Annotated in this window: 19 protein-coding genes and 1 pseudogene; 13 read left to right on the top strand and 7 right to left on the bottom strand. The window is 40.7% G+C overall.

The features are described 5' to 3' along the window. Positions 1-42 precede the first annotated feature (42 nt). Together AM592_RS17745 and AM592_RS17740 are read right to left on the bottom strand one after the other, a co-directional pair. Positions 43-282, bottom strand: a complete 240-nt coding sequence (locus tag AM592_RS17745) for a DUF2651 family protein (protein ID WP_053605030.1) — start codon at positions 280-282, stop codon at positions 43-45. A 220-nt stretch (positions 283-502) separates the two neighbouring features. After that, complete coding sequence (locus AM592_RS17740; protein WP_053605029.1) at positions 503-802, bottom strand: hypothetical protein; 300 nt, start codon at positions 800-802, stop codon at positions 503-505. A gap of 551 nt (positions 803-1,353) precedes the next feature. Here AM592_RS17740 and AM592_RS17735 point away from each other — a divergent pair. Both AM592_RS17735 and AM592_RS17730 read left to right on the top strand, forming a co-directional pair. Further along, positions 1,354-2,115, top strand: a complete 762-nt coding sequence (locus AM592_RS17735) for a ParA family protein (RefSeq protein WP_053605028.1) — start codon at positions 1,354-1,356, stop codon at positions 2,113-2,115. Beyond that, entirely contained in the window at positions 2,108-2,956 is an 849-nt protein-coding gene (locus tag AM592_RS17730) for a ParB/RepB/Spo0J family partition protein (protein WP_053605027.1), read from the top strand. Before AM592_RS17735 ends, AM592_RS17730 begins: the two co-directional genes overlap by 8 nt. Before the next feature lie 29 nt (positions 2,957-2,985). On the opposite strand, the gene yyaC is transcribed toward AM592_RS17730, so the two are convergent. After that, positions 2,986-3,624, bottom strand: a complete 639-nt coding sequence (yyaC, locus tag AM592_RS17725) for a spore protease YyaC (protein ID WP_053605026.1) — start codon at positions 3,622-3,624, stop codon at positions 2,986-2,988. A 276-nt stretch (positions 3,625-3,900) separates the two neighbouring features. Then, positions 3,901-4,506: a TetR/AcrR family transcriptional regulator gene (locus tag AM592_RS17720; RefSeq protein WP_225970268.1), complete on the bottom strand. Its 606-nt coding sequence runs from the start codon at positions 4,504-4,506 to the stop codon at positions 3,901-3,903. Between the two features lie 205 nt (positions 4,507-4,711). Here AM592_RS17720 and AM592_RS17715 point away from each other — a divergent pair, with 205 nt between their 5' ends. The 9 genes from AM592_RS17715 (at position 4,712) to rplI (ending at position 13,123) form a co-directional block, all read left to right on the top strand. Further along, positions 4,712-5,689: an aldo/keto reductase gene (locus tag AM592_RS17715; RefSeq protein WP_225970406.1), complete on the top strand. Its 978-nt coding sequence runs from the start codon at positions 4,712-4,714 to the stop codon at positions 5,687-5,689. Between the two features lie 643 nt (positions 5,690-6,332). Then, a complete protein-coding gene (locus AM592_RS17710) occupies positions 6,333-6,542 on the top strand; it encodes a DUF951 domain-containing protein (protein WP_053605024.1) in 210 nt (69 codons plus the stop codon). A 358-nt stretch (positions 6,543-6,900) separates the two neighbouring features. Further along, positions 6,901-8,001: a redox-regulated ATPase YchF gene (gene ychF, locus AM592_RS17705; RefSeq protein WP_053605023.1), complete on the top strand. Its 1,101-nt coding sequence runs from the start codon at positions 6,901-6,903 to the stop codon at positions 7,999-8,001. A 109-nt stretch (positions 8,002-8,110) separates the two neighbouring features. Continuing rightward, complete coding sequence (gene rpsF / locus AM592_RS17700) at positions 8,111-8,398, top strand: 30S ribosomal protein S6 (RefSeq protein ID WP_053605022.1); 288 nt, start codon at positions 8,111-8,113, stop codon at positions 8,396-8,398. A 44-nt stretch (positions 8,399-8,442) separates the two neighbouring features. Beyond that, positions 8,443-8,952, top strand: coding sequence for a single-stranded DNA-binding protein SsbA (gene ssbA / locus AM592_RS17695; protein WP_053605021.1), 510 nt, complete (start codon positions 8,443-8,445; stop codon positions 8,950-8,952). Positions 8,953-8,981: 29 nt separating this feature from the next. Next, a complete protein-coding gene (gene rpsR, locus AM592_RS17690) occupies positions 8,982-9,221 on the top strand; it encodes a 30S ribosomal protein S18 (protein WP_010332656.1) in 240 nt (79 codons plus the stop codon). A 539-nt stretch (positions 9,222-9,760) separates the two neighbouring features. Further along, entirely contained in the window at positions 9,761-10,657 is an 897-nt protein-coding gene (locus AM592_RS17685; RefSeq protein ID WP_053605020.1) for a YybS family protein, read from the top strand. 40 nt (positions 10,658-10,697) lie between these two features. Next, a complete protein-coding gene (locus tag AM592_RS17680; protein WP_053605019.1) occupies positions 10,698-12,677 on the top strand; it encodes a DHH family phosphoesterase in 1,980 nt (659 codons plus the stop codon). Beyond that, entirely contained in the window at positions 12,674-13,123 is a 450-nt protein-coding gene (gene rplI, locus AM592_RS17675) for a 50S ribosomal protein L9 (protein ID WP_053605018.1), read from the top strand. The genes AM592_RS17680 and rplI overlap by 4 nt, the downstream gene beginning before the upstream one ends. Positions 13,124-13,395: 272 nt before the next feature. On the opposite strand, the gene AM592_RS24785 is transcribed toward rplI, so the two are convergent. Both AM592_RS24785 and AM592_RS17665 read right to left on the bottom strand, forming a co-directional pair. Next, positions 13,396-13,665: a hypothetical protein gene (locus AM592_RS24785; protein ID WP_225970267.1), complete on the bottom strand. Its 270-nt coding sequence runs from the start codon at positions 13,663-13,665 to the stop codon at positions 13,396-13,398. A gap of 97 nt (positions 13,666-13,762) precedes the next feature. Next, a pseudogene (locus AM592_RS17665) lies at positions 13,763-14,319 on the bottom strand (DUF6944 family repetitive protein). A 351-nt stretch (positions 14,320-14,670) separates the two neighbouring features. Between AM592_RS17665 and dnaB the strand changes: the two are divergent. Further along, positions 14,671-16,035: a replicative DNA helicase gene (gene dnaB, locus AM592_RS17660; protein ID WP_053605017.1), complete on the top strand. Its 1,365-nt coding sequence runs from the start codon at positions 14,671-14,673 to the stop codon at positions 16,033-16,035. Between the two features lie 34 nt (positions 16,036-16,069). On the opposite strand, the gene AM592_RS17655 is transcribed toward dnaB, so the two are convergent. Then, positions 16,070-16,531, bottom strand: a complete 462-nt coding sequence (locus tag AM592_RS17655) for an SRPBCC family protein (protein WP_053605016.1) — start codon at positions 16,529-16,531, stop codon at positions 16,070-16,072. A gap of 221 nt (positions 16,532-16,752) precedes the next feature. On the opposite strand from AM592_RS17655, the gene AM592_RS17650 reads away from it, so the two are divergent. Further along, a complete protein-coding gene (locus tag AM592_RS17650; RefSeq protein ID WP_053605015.1) occupies positions 16,753-18,045 on the top strand; it encodes an adenylosuccinate synthase in 1,293 nt (430 codons plus the stop codon). Positions 18,046-18,212 lie beyond the last annotated feature (167 nt).

The following is an 18,212-nucleotide window of genomic DNA, read 5'->3' as shown; positions in this document are numbered from 1 at the left end:
TGTTGGATCAGACTAAGCATTATATGTATCTACACGTACTTTTTAACTTTTCACAGTATACCAAGTTGCTGTACTTGTTATTAAAGATATTAAAGGAAAGATGCCGATCCATATAAAAAAGCTGCTATCCCCATTTGCCATCACATACAGAAAAAGAATGGTTAAAATCAGAACAAGAAGGGGTGCGATCCAAATTTTTTTCGCAATCAAAAAACCGATAACTCCAAGAAGTGCAGATGTGATAGGGAAAACAATGAGAATAAGAAACATTGCATTCAGCATATTAGCGACCTTCCTTCACCTTAATAGGAGCACAGATAAGAAAAAAATTCCTTGTAAAATCATTATATAATATCCTAATTTTGGTTGGTATATTTATTTTTAAATTTTCAATCAATTCTGAGAAAAGAGATGAGCTGTTTTTTTATCAATTTATGATTTCAACCTAAGACCCATCTTTGTATACTCTTAATTTTATTTTTTTTGACAAAGTATCAGTGATTTATACTCCATAAAGAGAAACGGCGATGATATTAAAGAGTATTGGGAAGAAATACAATACGATATTACATACAATTCCCACTAAAGATGGCTTATCTTTGTATTTTCGATACAATATAAATCCAAGAAGTGCTCCTATTGGACAAAAGTAAAATGGCATAATCATTGGCAGCCCTTGAATTTTTAAAGGTATGAATCCAGTGAAAAAGTTAACTATTAACAATATTAATGCAAATGGAATAATGATTGAAATCGTTGATATCATACTATTTTTTCTTTCAACATGTTTCCTGTCTCTCATAGAAATCCTCTCCAATTATTTGCAAAGTAACTTTATTCTAAAACAAAAACAAAATGGCGATGAAAACAAGTGCGAAAATAGGATAATAACGGAAAAAATTCTTTCATCCTCTTTTTTGCCGAAATGATCGGTTTATGATAGAAGCTATAATACGTTTACGAATCATAAGCGAATTGGTTCCCGCTGAATCAATGCTGTTTTTTTGGCCAGTAATATCGATACTGATATCATCTCATCCTCTGGTGCTCTGTCTTCAGAAGAAATTATATAAGAATAACAATAACTAAAAAACAGTAAAAGGGATATAAAGGTAATTAGTAAAAAAACGCAATCGAAAAAAACTGAAAAAGAGGAAGGGACAAATTTGGTGCGGAAAAATTGAAAATAAAAAGATACAATTTCAAATGGTCGAATGGCAAAAATCGCTTAAATCACAGAAATTTCTCTAAACGAGTCGAACAATAAATGAAAAAATAAAACTTTTTCATCTTTTTTTTTGATAAAATAGAGAAATGAAAGAAACTTGCTCATATGTGAAAGTAGGTGACATCTTGGGAAAAATTATTGCTGTGACAAACCAAAAAGGGGGAGTTGGAAAAACAACAACTTCAGTCAACCTTGGGGCTTGCTTAGCATACATAGGAAAAAAAGTTCTACTCGTAGACATTGATCCCCAAGGAAATGCAACAAGCGGCATCGGAGTGGAAAAAGCTGATGTAGATCATTGCATATACGATATTCTAGTAGACGATACAAATGTCATAGATGTGATTCGCCCGACATCCGTAGAAAATCTGGATGTCATTCCTGCGACGATTCAGCTTGCCGGAGCAGAAATCGAATTAGTCCCAACCATTTCTCGAGAGGTTCGCTTGAAAAGGGCATTGGAAAATGTGAAACAAAACTATGATTATATGATTATCGATTGTCCTCCATCCCTTGGCCTGTTGACAATCAATGCTTTAACTGCTTCAGATTCAGTTGTTATCCCTGTTCAATGCGAGTTCTATGCACTTGAAGGGCTCAGCCAGCTGTTAAATACCGTCCGGCTTGTGCAAAAGCATTTAAACACAGAGTTAATGATTGAAGGTGTTCTGCTTACTATGCTTGATGCAAGAACAAATTTGGGTATACAAGTAATAGAAGAAGTAAAAAAATACTTTCGGGAAAAGGTTTATTCAACTATTATTCCTCGCAATGTCCGGCTTAGCGAAGCACCAAGTCATGGACAGCCCATAATTTTGTATGATCCTCGTTCAAGAGGAGCGGAGGTTTACCTAGACTTAGCGAAGGAAGTGGCTGCGAATGGCTAAAGGTCTTGGAAAAGGAATTAATGCGCTGTTTACAAATGTCGATTTGTCTGAAGAAAACGTAGAAGAGCTAAAGCTTAAGGATTTACGTCCTAATCCTTATCAGCCTCGAAAAATTTTTGAAGAAGAGGCATTGCATGATTTAAAAGAATCTATCATGCAGCACGGAATCATTCAGCCAATTATCGTCAGAAAAACGATTAAAGGATTTGAGATTATTGCCGGCGAGCGTCGATTTCGCGCTGCAAGCTTAGCAGGTCTATCTACGATTCCTGCGATTGTCAGGGAAGTATCTGAATCATTAATGATGGAAATTGCTTTGCTTGAAAATCTTCAACGGGAGGATCTATCACCTCTTGAAGAAGCCAAAGCCTATGAAGCATTACTCAGCCATTTACAAGTTACCCAAGAACAGCTGGCCAAAAAGCTTGGAAAAAGCAGACCGCATATAGCTAATCACTTAAGATTGCTGACACTTCCAGAAGATGTTCAAGAGCTCATTGCAGACGGAACTCTTTCTATGGGCCACGGAAGAACGATCCTTGGATTGAAAAACAAAAATAAATTGAAGCCTTTGATTAAAAAAATATTATCTGAGGAATTGAATGTTAGACAGGTAGAACAGTTAATTCAACAGTTAAATTCAAATGTTTCACGTGAAACAAAGAAAAAAATTCCGCCTAAAGAGCCTGCAATGAAAGAACGAGAATCATATCTTCAAGAATACTTTGGAACGCCTGTAACGATTAAAAAGCAAAAGAAAAAAGGCAAAATAGAAATCGAATTCTTTTCGAATGAAGATCTGGAGCGAATATTGGAATTGCTGCAAGAGAATAAGTCGTGAGTAACCATCCAATTGTGATGGTTTTTTCTTTACTGTTTTTTGGGGTCGACATATTGCTGGAACGATATATTTTGGAAAGGAATGAATCTTTCTTGTTTAAATGCCGATCTCTCTAATTGATAAATGCTTTCGGCAAGGATATCTGCCATACTGACGACAAGGTGAAGCCTCGTATTTTGCAGAACAAAATACTCCATAAAACCGCTCACATTTACGATGCCATTAATATGAACATCCCCAACCTCTGGTAATTCTTTTTGAACGCCTGCGCCTGGCTTTAAAGGTCCTTTTCCGAGTTGATAGGATCCTACATTTTTTACACGGCCGAGACAAGCATCCACTGCAATAATAAAAGGATCATTATGAGAAAGGTGGATTTCTTCTATTTTTTCCTGCATGTTTACGGCATGGACAGGATCTGAAAGTGTTCCGTAAACAGAAAAATGACGAAGACGCATAGAATACAGCTGAGTACCGACAAGCGGGCCGAATGAATCGCCGGTAGACCGATCTGTGCCAATGCAGAGAACAACGATGGATCTATTCTTTTGTACATTTTCCAAAAAAGAAGATAGAATACGATGGATTTTTTTGGAAGCAAGAGCTTCTTCATGAGAAACATACGTTTTTGGTTGTTCTGAAGAGAAAAGTCCGCCTTTACGAATCATAGTTTCACTTCCTTGTCTTAGTACTAACAGTATTGCTTTGGAGTGTTTTTGAGTATGAATGGTTGTTTACATTATATCCATTTTCGTCTTTTTTTATGCTTTATTTGTCTTTGTGCTGATAGTAGAGTATAGGTGGAGATAACGAGGCATGGTTTTGAGAGTGATTTGATATTAGAAAATAAGTAATCTTTTTGTCTATTAGGGAATAAGTGTCCGTGTGTGTCTAGCGTAAAAGATAAAGGACCGGGCGGGGGTTGCCCGGTCCTTTACGTATTGTCAGTTTCCGCTAAAATGATGGGAAAGACAGGGAGAATTACGGATAAACCGAGTCAGCATCAAGGCAATTTCGTCAGAGGGAAGCGTTCGACCGGTCATGAACCAATGCTGGATCAACCCGAACTGCCCGGAGCCCAGATAAGCGATGATATAACCGGCGGGCTGAACGGACCAACTCGAACCGGGCTGTTCCTGCTTCAGACTTTCGTACAAACGGGTTCCGACCAGATACTGCAGCCGCTCTCTCAATTCGACAGGGGCGGAGGGATGAAAGACGGCCTTGAAAAAAGAAGCATGACGGTGCAAATATCGAAAGGCATCAGCAATAGCCGGGAATGGCGATTTCTCATCCGAATGCTTCATCAGATCGCTCAGCCGAATGGGCTCGAATATTTCCAGCAAGCCCCGCATCCACTCCGTTTGCTCGATCAGGTCGAAAATATCTTTGTAATGCAAATAAAAGGTGCCGCGGTTAATGCCGGCTTTTTGCGACAGATTTTTAACGGTTAACTCCTTGGTCCCCTGATTGCTCAGGATGTCTGTCAGCGCCTGCTCGATGAGCTTGCGGCTCCGAACCGCCCGCAGATCCGTACTTCTCTCCATCATCCTTACTCCTTTCGATAGCCAAACGTAATGGACAATATTTCTTTTGTGTTCTTTATTGAACAGTTCACCTGCATTGTTGATTGTTCCGAACGATTGGCCTAATTATAATGGATAACATAAAGCATATCAACACGTGTTCATTAAAAAGGAGATGGATATTCATGCAATATCGAGATTTAGCGCGCACGGGCGTTAGGGTGAGTCAATATGCCCTTGGGGGGGCGTTTTTGGATCGCTTGCCAGCAAAGAAGAGGGGATCCGAATCATTCACAAGGCGCTGGACGCCGGCATCAATCTGATCGATACTTCCAACCGTTATGGGGACGGAGAATCGGAGAGAATCATCGGCGAGGCGATCAAGGGCAGACGGGACGAGGTTACTCTGGCAACGAAATTCTGGGCGGAGCCGAATGGCGAGCGAAATCAAGGCGCTTCCCGCCGCTGGGTTCGGCAAGCGGTCGAACAAAGCTTGCAGCGGCTGCAAACGGATTATATCGATCTTTATCAGCTGCATCGCCCAGTCGGGGACGTTGCTTTCGAAGAAATTCTGGGCGTGCTGAGCGATCTGGTGCAAGAAGGCAAGATACATCATATCGGCACTTCCAATCATCAAGCCTGGCAGCTGGCAGAGGCGCAGGCGGCGAGCGAGCGTCGCCACTTGCAGCGGTTTGTCAGCGAGCAATCTCCGTACTCAATTCTTAACCGAAGCATCGAGATGGATATTGCCGAAGTCGCTCGGCGCCACGATCTCGCTTTGTTGACTTACAGCCCGCTGGCCGGCGGGCTGCTGACGGGCAAGTATGCGTTCAGTCGGGCGGCCGACAGCGGGTCGCGGGCGGCGCTTTTAAAGGGGCCTGCCGCTCGCATGCTCGATCCGGAATTGCCGGAAAATGCGCAAAAATTCGCGGTCATCGAAGAGCTGAAGCAAGTTGCCGATCAGGCGGGGATGACGCTGGCGCATATGGCTCTAGCGTTTGCCCAGAGCCATCCGGTTGTCACTTCGATCATTGTGGGACCGCGCACACCGGAACAATTGAGACAATATTTAGCTGGAGCGGATTTGACGCTTAGCCCCGATCTGCTGGACGCCATCGATGGGATCGTTCCTCCCGGGAGAAGAATGGACGATCAAGATCCTGCTTGGACGCCGGAATGGCTGGATGCTTCCCGGCGCAGGCGGTAAAGATAAGATAAGATCTGATCGAGCAGCGCAGGGCGAACGCTGGGTGCTGCTTCAGATCTTATCTTTTTCCGGGAATGCCGTATCTCCTCGCGCTCCACGCGATAATTAACGCAACAAGGGGTACCCGTCAGGAAACCGCATTTTCCTGACGGTACCCCTCTATAAACTAAATAAAATGACAAATTTTACAAACATGATACGGGCAGTCTCGTTTATAAAGTGGAGAAATAAAGATTCCGTTATCGATGAGTAACTGCTGCTGAAATTGAAATTGCAGGTGAGGAACAAGCATTCTTCTCATTCAAAATTGAGCAGGATGAATTAAATTGGCCCGATCTCCCATCTAACTTTTTAAAAGAATTTCATGAATTTCATTCTGGGAGTGACGAATTAATAGAGCTTGACTTAGAACCAAGATTTTTCAAAACCAAAGAAGAAGCATTACAAACAGCCATTGATGCCATAGAAAATATTTTACGTAAATATAAAGCACCGGATAAATTGGGATTCCCTTCTTCTGGAACGAATCATTATTTTAAAAAAATAATAGTTTCGTTTATTTTGATTTGATCTTGATATTGCCCTTTCAATATAACATTATGTACAATAGTGGAAAGGAACAACTAAAGAAAGGGTGAAATGGATGGCGGATAAAGACTTCGACCTTAACGATGTGGTTGAAATGAAAAAACCTCATCCCTGCGGAACGAACCGTTGGAAAATCATCCGAATGGGCATGGACATTCGCATTAAGTGTGAAGGATGCGGACACAGTGTGATGATTCCTAGAAGGGAATTCTCAAGAAAAATGAAGAAAATTTTAGTAAAGCATGAAGAGCCTGTTTCTGATTAATAGCCGGTTCTCATGCTTTTTCAATTGAAAAAAGGTGGAAATTTATTTTTACGGGAAAAGCTCAGTGCATAATGAATTTTTAGAACAGTTGCAGGACGAAAGATTAATCGAACGAACGACTTAAATGACGCCTTCGAACCATTATCAGTTGATAGATAGTGCAAGGCTAAAAAAGGATAGTTTGTTCATAAAAACTTGGTTTTCCAGTTTTGCAATCGGTTATTGAAGTACAGTAGACTGTCAATGCAGTATCCTCCGTGTCTAATAAGCTTGCGTTTTTCTCGGCAACTTCCTTATAATTGGTGAAGGTTCGAATGTCAAAAACATGCGCATGCTTTACGATAGAGGAGATGAAGAAATGGCTTTAACAGCTGGAATTGTTGGCTTGCCGAACGTAGGCAAATCGACGTTGTTTAATGCAATAACCCAGGCAGGAGCGGAGTCGGCTAATTACCCGTTTTGTACGATTGATCCGAACGTTGGGATTGTTGAAGTACCCGATACCCGCTTAAACAAGCTTACAGAGCTTGTTAAACCGAAAAAAACGGTGCCAACCGCTTTTGAATTCACGGATATTGCAGGAATAGTGAAAGGTGCTTCAAAAGGTGAGGGACTTGGTAACAAGTTTCTGTCTCATATCCGGCAGGTTGACGCGATTTGCCATGTCGTTCGCTGCTTTCAAGATGAGAATATCACTCACGTATCCGGAAAGGTTGATCCAATCTCAGACATTGAAACGATTAATCTTGAGCTGATTCTTGCTGATCTTGAAAGCGTGGAAAAAAGAATTGGACGTGTCAGCAAAATGGCAAAGCAGAAAGATAAAGAAGCAGTAGCTGAATTCGAAGTCTTAACGAAGCTGAAAGAGACTTTTGAATCAGACAAGCCCGCACGTTCTGTTGAGTTCACCGAAGATCAACAGAAGATTGTGAAACATTTGCACTTACTAACGTCTAAGCCAGTATTGTACGTAGCAAACGTCAGCGAAGACGAGGTTGCAGATCCTTCAGGAAATGAATATGTGCAAAAAGTAAGGGAATATGCTACTGCTGAAGGCGCGGAGGTTATTGTTGTCTGTGCAAAAATAGAATCGGAAATCGCTGAGCTTGAAGGGGAAGAAAAAGAAATGTTCCTGGAAGAGCTGGAAATTGAAGAATCCGGACTAGACCAGCTTATAAAAGCATCCTATTCTCTTCTTGGCCTGGCTACTTATTTCACTGCCGGAGAACAGGAAGTAAGGGCATGGACATTTATTAAAGGCATGAAGGCTCCAGAATGTGCCGGAATCATTCATACTGATTTTGAGAGAGGATTTATTCGCGCGGAAACGGTATCGTATGATGACCTTCTTCAAGCAGGAAGCCATAGTTTAGCGAAAGAAGCAGGCAAGGTGCGGCTTGAAGGAAAAGACTACATCGTAAAAGACGGCGATGTCATTCATTTCCGTTTCAATGTATAAGAGTCTTGATAATAGACGGCAATCTTGTTATAATGTAAACTTGTGAGTAATAGAATTATTGCTCCTTGCCCATTTGTGGGCCGTTTAGTCCAAAAGGAGGTGCTAACAGATGAAAAAGTACGAAGTTATGTACATTATCCGTCCAAACGTTGATGATGAGTCAAAAAAAGCAGTTATTGAGCGTTTTTCTACAGTTTTGACTACTAACGGGGCGGAGATCACTGGAACAAAAGATTGGGGAAAACGCCGTCTTGCATATGAAATCAATGATTTCCGCGAGGGTTTTTACCAAATCGTTAACGTTCAAGCTGATGCTGCAGCCGTTCAAGAATTTGATCGCTTAGCTAAGATCAGTGATGACATCATTCGCCATATTGTTGTTAAAGAAGAAGAATAATTGAAATATATGCTTGAATAAAGCAAAAAGGTGGTCTCTTTCTTATGCTTAACCGAGTTGTATTAGTCGGAAGACTGACAAAAGACCCAGAGTTGCGCTACACGCCAAGCGGAGCAGCTGTTGCTACCTTTACTCTTGCTGTAAACCGTGCGTTTACAAATCAGCAGGGGGAACGAGAAGCCGATTTTATCAATTGCGTGACCTGGAGAAGACAAGCTGAAAACGTTGCAAATTTTCTTAAAAAGGGAAATCTTGCTGGTGTTGACGGCCGTCTCCAGACTAGAAATTATGAAAATCAGCAGGGACAGCGTGTATTTGTTACAGAAGTGAATGCTGAAAGTGTTCAATTTCTTGAACCGAAAAACAGCGGTTCTGGTGGATACAACAGTGGCGGCAGCCAGGGACAATACTTCGGCGGAGACCAGAACGATTCAAATCAATTTAATCAGCAAAATCAGCAAAACCGCAGGCAGGGTAATTCGAACTTTAACGATGACCCATTCGCCAATGACGGAAAGCCGATAGATATTTCAGATGACGATTTGCCGTTCTAAAAAAGAACTGAAGAAAGGAGGGGAATGACATGGCAGGAGGACGCAGAGGTGGTCGTGCGAAACGCCGTAAAGTGTGTTATTTCACTTCAAACGGAATTACGCATATCGACTATAAAGATGTAGATCTTCTTAGAAAGTTTGTGTCAGAGCGTGGTAAAATCTTACCTCGCCGTGTAACTGGTACAAATGCGAAATACCAACGTAAATTGACAGCAGCGATCAAACGCGCACGTCAAATGGCTTTACTTCCATACGTAACTGGAGAGTAAGCTGTATAATAAAAGCAGCCGGGACAGGGTTCCTGGCTGCTTTTATATTTGGGAAGAGGGACATGTATAACGATTAATTGTTATATCACTATATATTGAAAAGTTAGGTTGATTTATTGTCGATATCTCAGAGTGTATTTTATTTCTTCCCTTTACGTTTTTCATATTCTTTTTTCAGCGTAGGGATCACTTTTTCTTTTATGGATTTCTGCACTTTGGGATCACTTAGAGCTTTTTTTAGCATAGATTTTAAAGACATAAGCTTCCTCCTTTATGGTGGAACTTGTATTAAAAATCAAACTTCTTCTCTTTAGCTTACATGGAGATACACCTGATATCAACAAAAAAGGTGTTCCACGTGAAACATACCAGTTTTCTGGTAAGTAATAAACCTCTTCCTAGTTTTACTTCCAATTTCGTGATGTGCTAAAATAGAAACTATGTATACATTCGTTGTTTCATGCTTTTAGATCGAATCGCAAGTCTGACGAGAGGTGTTTTCCCTGAGAAAAACGAATGCGTTAGTTGAAGGAGCTATAATGATTGCTCTTTTGGCTGTTTTGACACTGGCTTCAATTTATCTTCCTGTCATAAGTATGATCTTAATATTTGCCATTCCACTCCCTTCCATCATACATACGATCAGACATGGGGTGAAGCAGGGGATATGGATGGCTGTTGCCAGCTTGCCTGTTCTGCTGATCGTCGGTCAATTGCAGTCGCTTATAGTGATACCGTTTATTATTGCAGGCGTAACGATGGGATTTTACTACAAAAGAAAAGAAACGGCCTATGCAATTGCTTCCGGTGCAATTGCATACGTTATAAGTATTGTCATTTCCTATGCAGCAGGAATCTTATTTTTTCAATTCGACCCTATTTCTTTTTATAACGAAACGATGAATGAGGCCTTTAAAGCATCTCAAAGCCTTATGGGAGCTGTGGGCAATCAAGAGCAAGCAGAAGCACAAATCAAGGTCATGAAAGAACAGATGCAGCTGTTGCCATATTTACTGCCGACTGTGTTTGCTGGGTCAGCTGTTGTCAGTTCATTTATTACCCATTTTATTGCAAAGCCTTTTTTAAAGCGATTTGCATCAGGTACACCTCCTTTAAAACCCTTTAGGGAATGGAAGCTTCCTAAAAGTATCATTTGGTACTATTTAGTAGCGATTTTTCTTTATTTCTTTCCTTTAGAACGGGGAGACTTTTTATATTCAGTTCAAATCAATGCAGAAATCATCCTTGGCACACTTTTAATGATCCAAGGCTTATCTTTTGTGTTTTTCTACTGTTATATGAAAAACATTCCAAAGGCTGTGCCGATAATTGCGGTTATTTTATGTTTTGCTAATCCTTTTATTATGTATGTTGTGAAAATTGTAGGCATTGCTGACATAGGCTTTACTATGAGAGAAAAATTAAAAAAAATGTAGTCAGGAAAGAGGGCTCACGAAGGTGAGGAGTTGATAAAAAATGCCAAGCTTTTATAAGAAACCATTATTTCGTTATCCAATTTATGCCCTGATTGCTTTAACAATCATCGCGGTCTTGTTCCTTTTCTTTTATAATTGGCTGATTGGATTGTTTGGCATTTTGATCCTTGGAGCTATTCTATATTTTCTTCTGCGTGCGGATTATAAGGTTCGTACGGAACTGGAAGAATATATTAGCACTTTGTCATACCGCTTAAAAAAGGTTGGCGAAGAAGCGTTAATGGAGATGCCGATCGGGATCATGCTTTATAACGATAATCATTACATAGAATGGGCTAATCCGTATTTGGCATCCTGTTTTCAGGAGGATTCATTGGTTGGACGATCTCTTTCAGATACCTCAGAACATCTTATTTCGATAATTAATCAAGAGGTTGAAGCGGAAACCATCTCAATAAATGACCGTTTATATGAAATCATGATTAAAAGAGATGAACGGCTGATTTACTTTTTTGATGTAACAGAGCAAGTAGAGATTGAAAAGCAGTATGAAGACGAAAGGACAGTTATTTCCTATATTTTCTTAGACAATTATGACGATATAACACAGGGGTTGGATGATCAAACCCGCAGTACCATTAATAGTGAAGTGACGTCGCTTCTAAACAATTGGGCTCAGCGCTACGGCATATTTATTAAACGTATTTCGTCAGAACGATTTTTAGGTGTATTGAATGAAAACATTCTTTCTGAACTAGAACATTCCAAGTTTTCAATCTTAGATGAAATACGGGAAAAAACAACCCATCACAATATTTCTTTAACGTTAAGTATCGGTGTAGGCGCTTCCGTCTCATCACTCAGCGAATTAGGCGATTTAGCTCAATCCAGTCTTGATCTGGCTCTTGGAAGAGGCGGAGATCAAGTAGCAATCAAACTGCCGAATGGCAAAGCAAAGTTTTATGGCGGCAAAACCAATCCTATGGAAAAAAGGACGAGGGTTCGTGCACGCGTCATTTCCCATGCGTTAAAGGAAATTGTTACAGAAAGTGAACAAGTGATCGTGATGGGGCATACATTTCCGGATATGGATTCCATTGGCGCAGCAATCGGTATTGTAAAAGTTGCACAGGCGAATGGAAAAGAAGGATACATTGTCATTGATGTTGACGAGATCGGCACCAGTGTGTCTCGTCTCATAAATGAAATTAAACAATATGAAGACCTGTGGTCCCATTTTATTTCCCCGGAAAAGGCGATGGATATTTCAACGAATGAAACGTTGTTAGTTGTGGTCGATACTCATAGACCTTCCTTGGTATTGGAGGAAAGGCTGCTCAGCAGATTAGATAAAGTAGTTGTCATCGATCACCATAGAAGAGGCGAGGAGTTCATTAAAGACCCGTTGCTTGTCTATATGGAACCTTATGCCTCTTCAACGGCAGAGCTAGTGACAGAGCTTTTGGAATATCAGCCGAAGCGGCTCAAAATCAGCATGATCGAAGCAACAGTATTGTTGGCAGGAATTATCGTAGATACGAAAAGCTTTTCATTAAGAACTGGCTCTCGTACCTTTGACGCCGCCTCCTATTTGAAATCAAAAGGGGCAGATACAGTGCTGGTGCAAAAGATGTTAAAAGAGGACGTTGACCATTATATTAAACGCGCGAAGCTTATCCAGCATACATCGTTATATAAGGAAAGCTTAGCAATTGCATCTTTGCCTGAAGATACGTTAGACTATTTTGATCAGGTGATTATTGCGCAGGCAGCTGATTCTCTGCTTTCGATGAATGGCGTAGAGGCATCCTTTGCCGTAGCAAAACGGGACGACAATACGGTATGCATCAGTGCACGGTCACTGGGAAATATCAATGTTCAAATTATTATGGAAGCTCTTCAGGGCGGCGGCCATTTGACAAATGCAGCCACCCAGCTTCCTGGAATAACGATAGGGGAAGCTTTAGATAAGTTAAAAGAGTCAATCGATGAGTACTTTGAGGGAGGCATTGAAAGATGAAAGTGATTTTCTTGAAAGACGTAAAAGGAAAAGGAAAAAAAGGCGACATTAAAAATGTGGCAGATGGATATGCACAAAACTTTTTAATAAAAAATGGCTACGCAGTTGAAGCCAATACATCAAATATCAATGCGCTGGAAGGCCAAAAAAATAAAGAGAAAAAAGAAGCGGCGCAAGAGCTGGAGAATGCCAAGCAATTAAAGAATACACTTGAAAACTTGACAGTTGAGCTTTCCGCAAAATCCGGAGAAGGCGGAAAATTGTTTGGATCAATTACGAGCAAACAAATTGCTGATCAGCTCAAAAAGGCAAGCGGGATCAAACTGGATAAACGGAAAATCGAATTAAACGATGCGATCCGTTCATTAGGATACACAAATGTGCCAGTAAAGCTTCATCATGAAGTCCAAGCCACTCTTAAGGTTCATGTAGCTGAAGAAAATTAGGTTTAGTAAAGAAGCCAGCAGAAATGCTGGCTTTTATTATGTTGTCGCTATATGTAATCAAACCATATTAAGTAAAACAAGGCAAAAAGAACAGAAAGGAGAAGAGCCCAAAGCTTATGTACATGATGAAGCCGTACCATAGGAAACATAATAACAACAAATAAAGCGGACCACCCGAAATGCCAGCCATTGTGATAAATTAACATACCATACTGATTACCAATCCATTCGATCAATAAAAAAATAAGGATCCATTTTAAGATGTATATGATTTACTGTCTGCGTTTACTTGGGAAATTCGATAAATACACCAAAGTGATCAAAGGATTGATAATTAGATTGTGAACAAAATGAACATTCATAAGATTAAACATTGAATCTTTTCTAAGCTCCCATAAATGATAATGGCTATGCGAGATAAATTCATAAAGAAACGTCGCTAAAGCTGTGTACAGCATTGTCGGATAGTATTTCTCCCAGTTTCTCCAATCTCCTTTCACCAAGGTACTAAGGATTACAATGACAACAAGTATTAAGTTCATTTCAGCTTCTCCTTAGTACTTTTGTAAGTAGTATTATTCACTCCGTAAATACAAATAATACCAATCAGAATTCGAACAGTGAAAAAAGGAAAAGCCTTTAAGTTTTTGATATTTCTTTGCTATCTTCTTTTGTTTGACCTATTGCTGAAAGCACTGCTCCCACAGCTTGAATCCAGCTGCCGTTCACTTCTAATGACTGTTCATCTTCTTCTTTAAGCTCGTAAATGCCTCCCCATGCTTGTAATGAATTACCTATGATTTGCAAAATGTTTCCGGTAATACCGAATACTTTATCAAGTGTTTTTCTGCCATCCAATTCATCTGAAAGGGATACTCCCCCGCCTAAGGCTTGAAGAAAATTTCCTTTAATGATTAATACCTGCTTTGTGTCTTCATCAAATTCAATCACCATTCCAGCAATGACTGTGGTATTTCCAATTGCCTGAATTTCATTTCCAATTTTATCTAATGAAATCGTTTCTTGAGCGTCTGCCATCAGGGCATTCCCGGTTGCCTGAAGAACATTTCCCCAAGGTTAAGGTTATTCAAAAATTCCTCATCGACTCCTTGCAGCGGTGTACTCCCGATAGCAGAAAGAACTGTTCCGATCGCTTGAATCCATGAACCTAATAATCCTTTAAGAAGATGATCCATTTGCTGACCACCCATCGCATCGTTTATTGCTCCCGCTTCTTAAGTAAAGTTGCAAGCGGGAAAGTTTTAGTCTCTTTTTAAGTGTATTCTAATGCTGAAATGTTGTTAAAACGTATATGGATTTAGCACGTTGTAAAAAGTTTTTCAGTATAATAATATATTCGAAGAAAACGATTATTAGAATTGAACACAAGACAAGCATAAAATTAATTTTTTAAATAAACATTGAATCACTGTGAGTAAAGCTTGATTGCCAATAAAGAAAAATCTGGGTTTCTCTTAGGTCTATTTTTTTTCATTTCACATGGTAAAATATAAGCTGACATGTTTTTAGAGAGGATGGTGCCTTGCATGAACGAACTGATAGCGGACCGGCTGCCTCCGCAAAATATAGAGGCAGAGCAAGCGGTGCTTGGGGCGATCTTTTTAGAGCCATCCGCTTTAACACTCGCGTCTGAAGTACTCATACCTGAAGATTTTTATCGAATGTCTCATCAGAAAATATATAATGCTATGCTGCTTCTCGGAGATCGGGGAGAGCCGGTCGATCTTGTAACGGTAACGTCAGAACTGGCCAACACCGAATTGCTTGAGGAAGTTGGCGGAATTTCTTATTTAACAGATATAGCAAATTCTGTGCCAACTGCTGCTAACATCGAATATTATGCAAAAATTGTGGAGGAAAAATCGATCCTCAGGCGATTAATCCGTACCGCCACAACGATTGCACAGGATGGATATACGAGAGAAGATGAAGTCGAGGATCTGCTCAATGACGCAGAGAAAACGATTATGGAAGTGGCCCAAAGAAAAAATACGAGCGCCTTCCAAAATATAAAAGATGTCCTAGTCAAAACCTATGATAACATCGAACAGCTGCATAACCGAAAAGGCGATATTACTGGTATTCCTACTGGATTTTTTGAGCTTGACAGGATGACAGCGGGCTTTCAGCGGAATGATCTCATTATCGTCGCAGCGCGTCCTTCTGTCGGGAAAACGGCTTTTGCGTTGAACATCGCCCAAAACGTGGCGACAAAGACAGATGAAAGTGTCGCGATCTTCAGTCTTGAGATGGGTGCTGAACAGCTTGTTATGCGTATGCTTTGCGCAGAAGGGAATATTAATGCGCAGAATTTACGAACAGGTAATTTAACCGAAGAGGATTGGGGCAAGCTTACGATGGCGATGGGGAGCCTTTCCAACAGCGGAATTTATATTGACGATACACCTGGAATTCGAGTCAGTGAAATCCGGGCCAAGTGCAGACGGCTAAAGCAGGAAAACGGCCTTGGCATGATACTGATCGACTATCTTCAGCTCATTCAAGGGAGCGGGAGGTCGAAGGATAATCGCCAGCAAGAGGTGTCTGAGATCTCACGTGCACTTAAATCATTGGCAAGAGAACTCGAGGTACCGGTCATTGCGTTATCCCAGCTTTCCCGTGGAGTCGAGCAGCGGCAGGACAAGCGCCCCATGATGTCTGACATCAGGGAATCAGGAAGTATTGAACAGGATGCCGACATCGTAGCGTTTTTATATCGTGATGATTACTATGATAAAGAAACAGAGAATAAAAACATCATAGAGATTATTATTGCAAAACAGCGTAACGGCCCTGTAGGAACTGTATCTCTCGCTTTCGTCAAAGAATACAACAAATTCGTCAATCTGGAACGCCGCTTTGACGATGCGGGTGTTCCACCAGGCGCATAGCCAAAAAGCTTTTTCTTAGGAAAAGGCTTTTTAGCTATTTTTCATCATCGTTTTCTGCAATCTTTTTCAGAGAAATTGCCCGATCGAATAGCAGCCTTCTCATGTATTTTTCTAAAAACAGCTTATCTGCAAGCACGCCGAGTAAACCAAACGGCGACTTATATTCAAAGATATCGGTTATCATGGTGCCCCCGGCATGCTGATTGAATAAATGGTGATGTGTGAAGGAAGAAAAAGCACCTTTGACCATCATATCCGTAAAATAATGAGGTTTTTCCATTCTGGTGATTTTTGCAGTAAGCCTTTGGCGGATACCGAAATGAACAGCTTCCCATGTGACAGTGTCTCCTTCTCCCATCAATCCATTGGTTACTCCTGCAATCGCCTTTTCTTTTGTTGTTTGAAGGGTTTTCGTGTGAATGCCAACGTTCCTGGCGCTGTCAAAGCAAATTTCAATCGGAGCGTTGATCCATATTTTTTGTTCGATAATTGGCATGTTCAACGATTCCTTTCTATCATCTATATATCTATTATACTGGTAAACTTTATCCTGCTAGTCTGTAAATTTATCTAACAAAAACAGTTCTATTAACGAACAAAAAGACTTATATGTAAAAATAATGTTCGGATTTTGATTTGACTTTCTTTGTTTGGATTGATAAAATGAATGTGTTTGAAATGATATCGTTTTGGAAAGGGTACGGAGGTGGACGAAAGATGTCATCAGTTGTAGTAGTAGGTACGCAATGGGGAGACGAAGGAAAAGGAAAAATTACAGATTTCCTCTCAGAAAATGCAGAAGTCATTGCACGCTATCAAGGTGGAAACAATGCTGGCCATACGATAAAATTTGACGGTGAAACGTATAAGCTTCATTTAATTCCATCCGGCATTTTTTATAAGGATAAAATTTGTGTGATCGGAAACGGAATGGTTGTAGACCCGAAAGCATTAGTGCAGGAGCTTACATACCTTCATGAGCGGAATATCAGTACTGATAACCTGAGAATCAGCAATAGGGCCCATGTGATTCTGCCTTACCACTTAAAGCTGGATGAGGTTGAAGAAGAACGGAAAGGCGCTAACAAGATCGGAACAACGAAAAAAGGGATCGGACCTGCATACATGGATAAAGCGGCCAGAATAGGCATCCGGATTGCGGATCTTTTGGATCGCGAGACGTTTGAAGAAAAATTGGCACGTAACCTCGAAGAGAAAAACCGTTTGCTGGAAAAAATGTATGAGACCGAAGGCTTTAACATAGAAGATATATTAGACGAGTATTATGAGTACGGACAGCAATTCAAGCAATATGTCGTCGATACATCTGTCGTTTTGAACGACGCCCTTGATGATGGTCGCCGCGTATTATTTGAAGGTGCACAAGGCGTTATGCTTGATATCGATCAAGGAACATATCCATTTGTTACTTCTTCCAATCCGGTTGCAGGTGGTGTAACGATCGGATCCGGAGTCGGCCCATCAAAAATTCAGCATGTAGTTGGAATTTCGAAGGCGTATACGACTCGTGTAGGAGACGGACCGTTTCCAACTGAATTGCATGATGAAATTGGCGATCGAATTCGCGAAGTCGGCCGCGAATACGGAACAACGACAGGAAGACCGCGCCGTGTAGGCTGGTTTGATAGCGTCGTAGTCCGTCATGCGAGACGAGTAAGCGGAATAACCGACTTATCATTAAACTTAGTTGATGTGTTGTCCGGAATTGAAACGCTTAAAATCTGCGTTGCCTACAAGTACAAAGGGGAAATTATTGAAGAATTCCCTGCAAGCTTAAAGGTTCTTGCAGAATGTGAGCCGGTTTATGAAGAATTGCCAGGCTGGACAGAAGATATTACCGGAGTAAAAACGCTAGGAGAGCTCCCGCCAAATGCCAGACATTATTTGGAGCGCATTTCCCAGCTTACTGGTATCCCTCTTTCAATTTTCTCTGTTGGACCTGACCGTTCACAAACGAACGTCGTCCGCAGTGTTTACCGTTTAAGCTAATATAGTGATCGAAAATCCTCTGCCAGTGTGCAGAGGGTTTTTTTGCATGAAGACGCGTAGGGCGGGTATATAAGCAGAAAAATTGGTGCCATGGGAGGATATATTCTGAAAACGGGCGGATAAAATATCTCTATCTTGTATAATAAAGAAAAAATGGAGAGGATTAT

This window comes from Bacillus gobiensis (assembly GCF_001278705.1).
Lineage (GTDB): Bacteria > Bacillota > Bacilli > Bacillales > Bacillaceae > Bacillus > Bacillus gobiensis.
This window is presented reverse-complemented; position numbering and strand designations above follow the sequence as displayed.

Excerpts from the sequence above, each read along its gene's own strand:
- AM592_RS17730 (WP_053605027.1), top strand. The coding sequence starts at position 2,108 with ATGGCTAAAGGTCTTGGAAAAGGAATTAATGCGCTGTTTACAAATGTC.
- AM592_RS17650 (WP_053605015.1), top strand. The coding sequence starts at position 16,753 with ATGTCATCAGTTGTAGTAGTAGGTACGCAATGGGGAGACGAAGGAAAA.
- ssbA (WP_053605021.1), top strand. The coding sequence starts at position 8,443 with ATGCTTAACCGAGTTGTATTAGTCGGAAGACTGACAAAAGACCCAGAG.
- dnaB (WP_053605017.1), top strand. The coding sequence starts at position 14,671 with ATGAACGAACTGATAGCGGACCGGCTGCCTCCGCAAAATATAGAGGCA.
- AM592_RS17710 (WP_053605024.1), top strand. The coding sequence starts at position 6,333 with ATGGCGGATAAAGACTTCGACCTTAACGATGTGGTTGAAATGAAAAAA.
- AM592_RS17720 (WP_225970268.1), bottom strand. The coding sequence starts at position 4,506 with ATGATGGAGAGAAGTACGGATCTGCGGGCGGTTCGGAGCCGCAAGCTC.
- rplI (WP_053605018.1), top strand. The coding sequence starts at position 12,674 with ATGAAAGTGATTTTCTTGAAAGACGTAAAAGGAAAAGGAAAAAAAGGC.
- AM592_RS17680 (WP_053605019.1), top strand. The coding sequence starts at position 10,698 with ATGCCAAGCTTTTATAAGAAACCATTATTTCGTTATCCAATTTATGCC.
- ychF (WP_053605023.1), top strand. The coding sequence starts at position 6,901 with ATGGCTTTAACAGCTGGAATTGTTGGCTTGCCGAACGTAGGCAAATCG.
- AM592_RS17740 (WP_053605029.1), bottom strand. The coding sequence starts at position 802 with ATGAGAGACAGGAAACATGTTGAAAGAAAAAATAGTATGATATCAACG.
- AM592_RS24785 (WP_225970267.1), bottom strand. The coding sequence starts at position 13,665 with ATGAACTTAATACTTGTTGTCATTGTAATCCTTAGTACCTTGGTGAAA.
- AM592_RS17745 (WP_053605030.1), bottom strand. The coding sequence starts at position 282 with ATGCTGAATGCAATGTTTCTTATTCTCATTGTTTTCCCTATCACATCT.
- rpsR (WP_010332656.1), top strand. The coding sequence starts at position 8,982 with ATGGCAGGAGGACGCAGAGGTGGTCGTGCGAAACGCCGTAAAGTGTGT.
- rpsF (WP_053605022.1), top strand. The coding sequence starts at position 8,111 with ATGAAAAAGTACGAAGTTATGTACATTATCCGTCCAAACGTTGATGAT.
- yyaC (WP_053605026.1), bottom strand. The coding sequence starts at position 3,624 with ATGATTCGTAAAGGCGGACTTTTCTCTTCAGAACAACCAAAAACGTAT.
- AM592_RS17685 (WP_053605020.1), top strand. The coding sequence starts at position 9,761 with ATGATTGCTCTTTTGGCTGTTTTGACACTGGCTTCAATTTATCTTCCT.
- AM592_RS17655 (WP_053605016.1), bottom strand. The coding sequence starts at position 16,531 with ATGCCAATTATCGAACAAAAAATATGGATCAACGCTCCGATTGAAATT.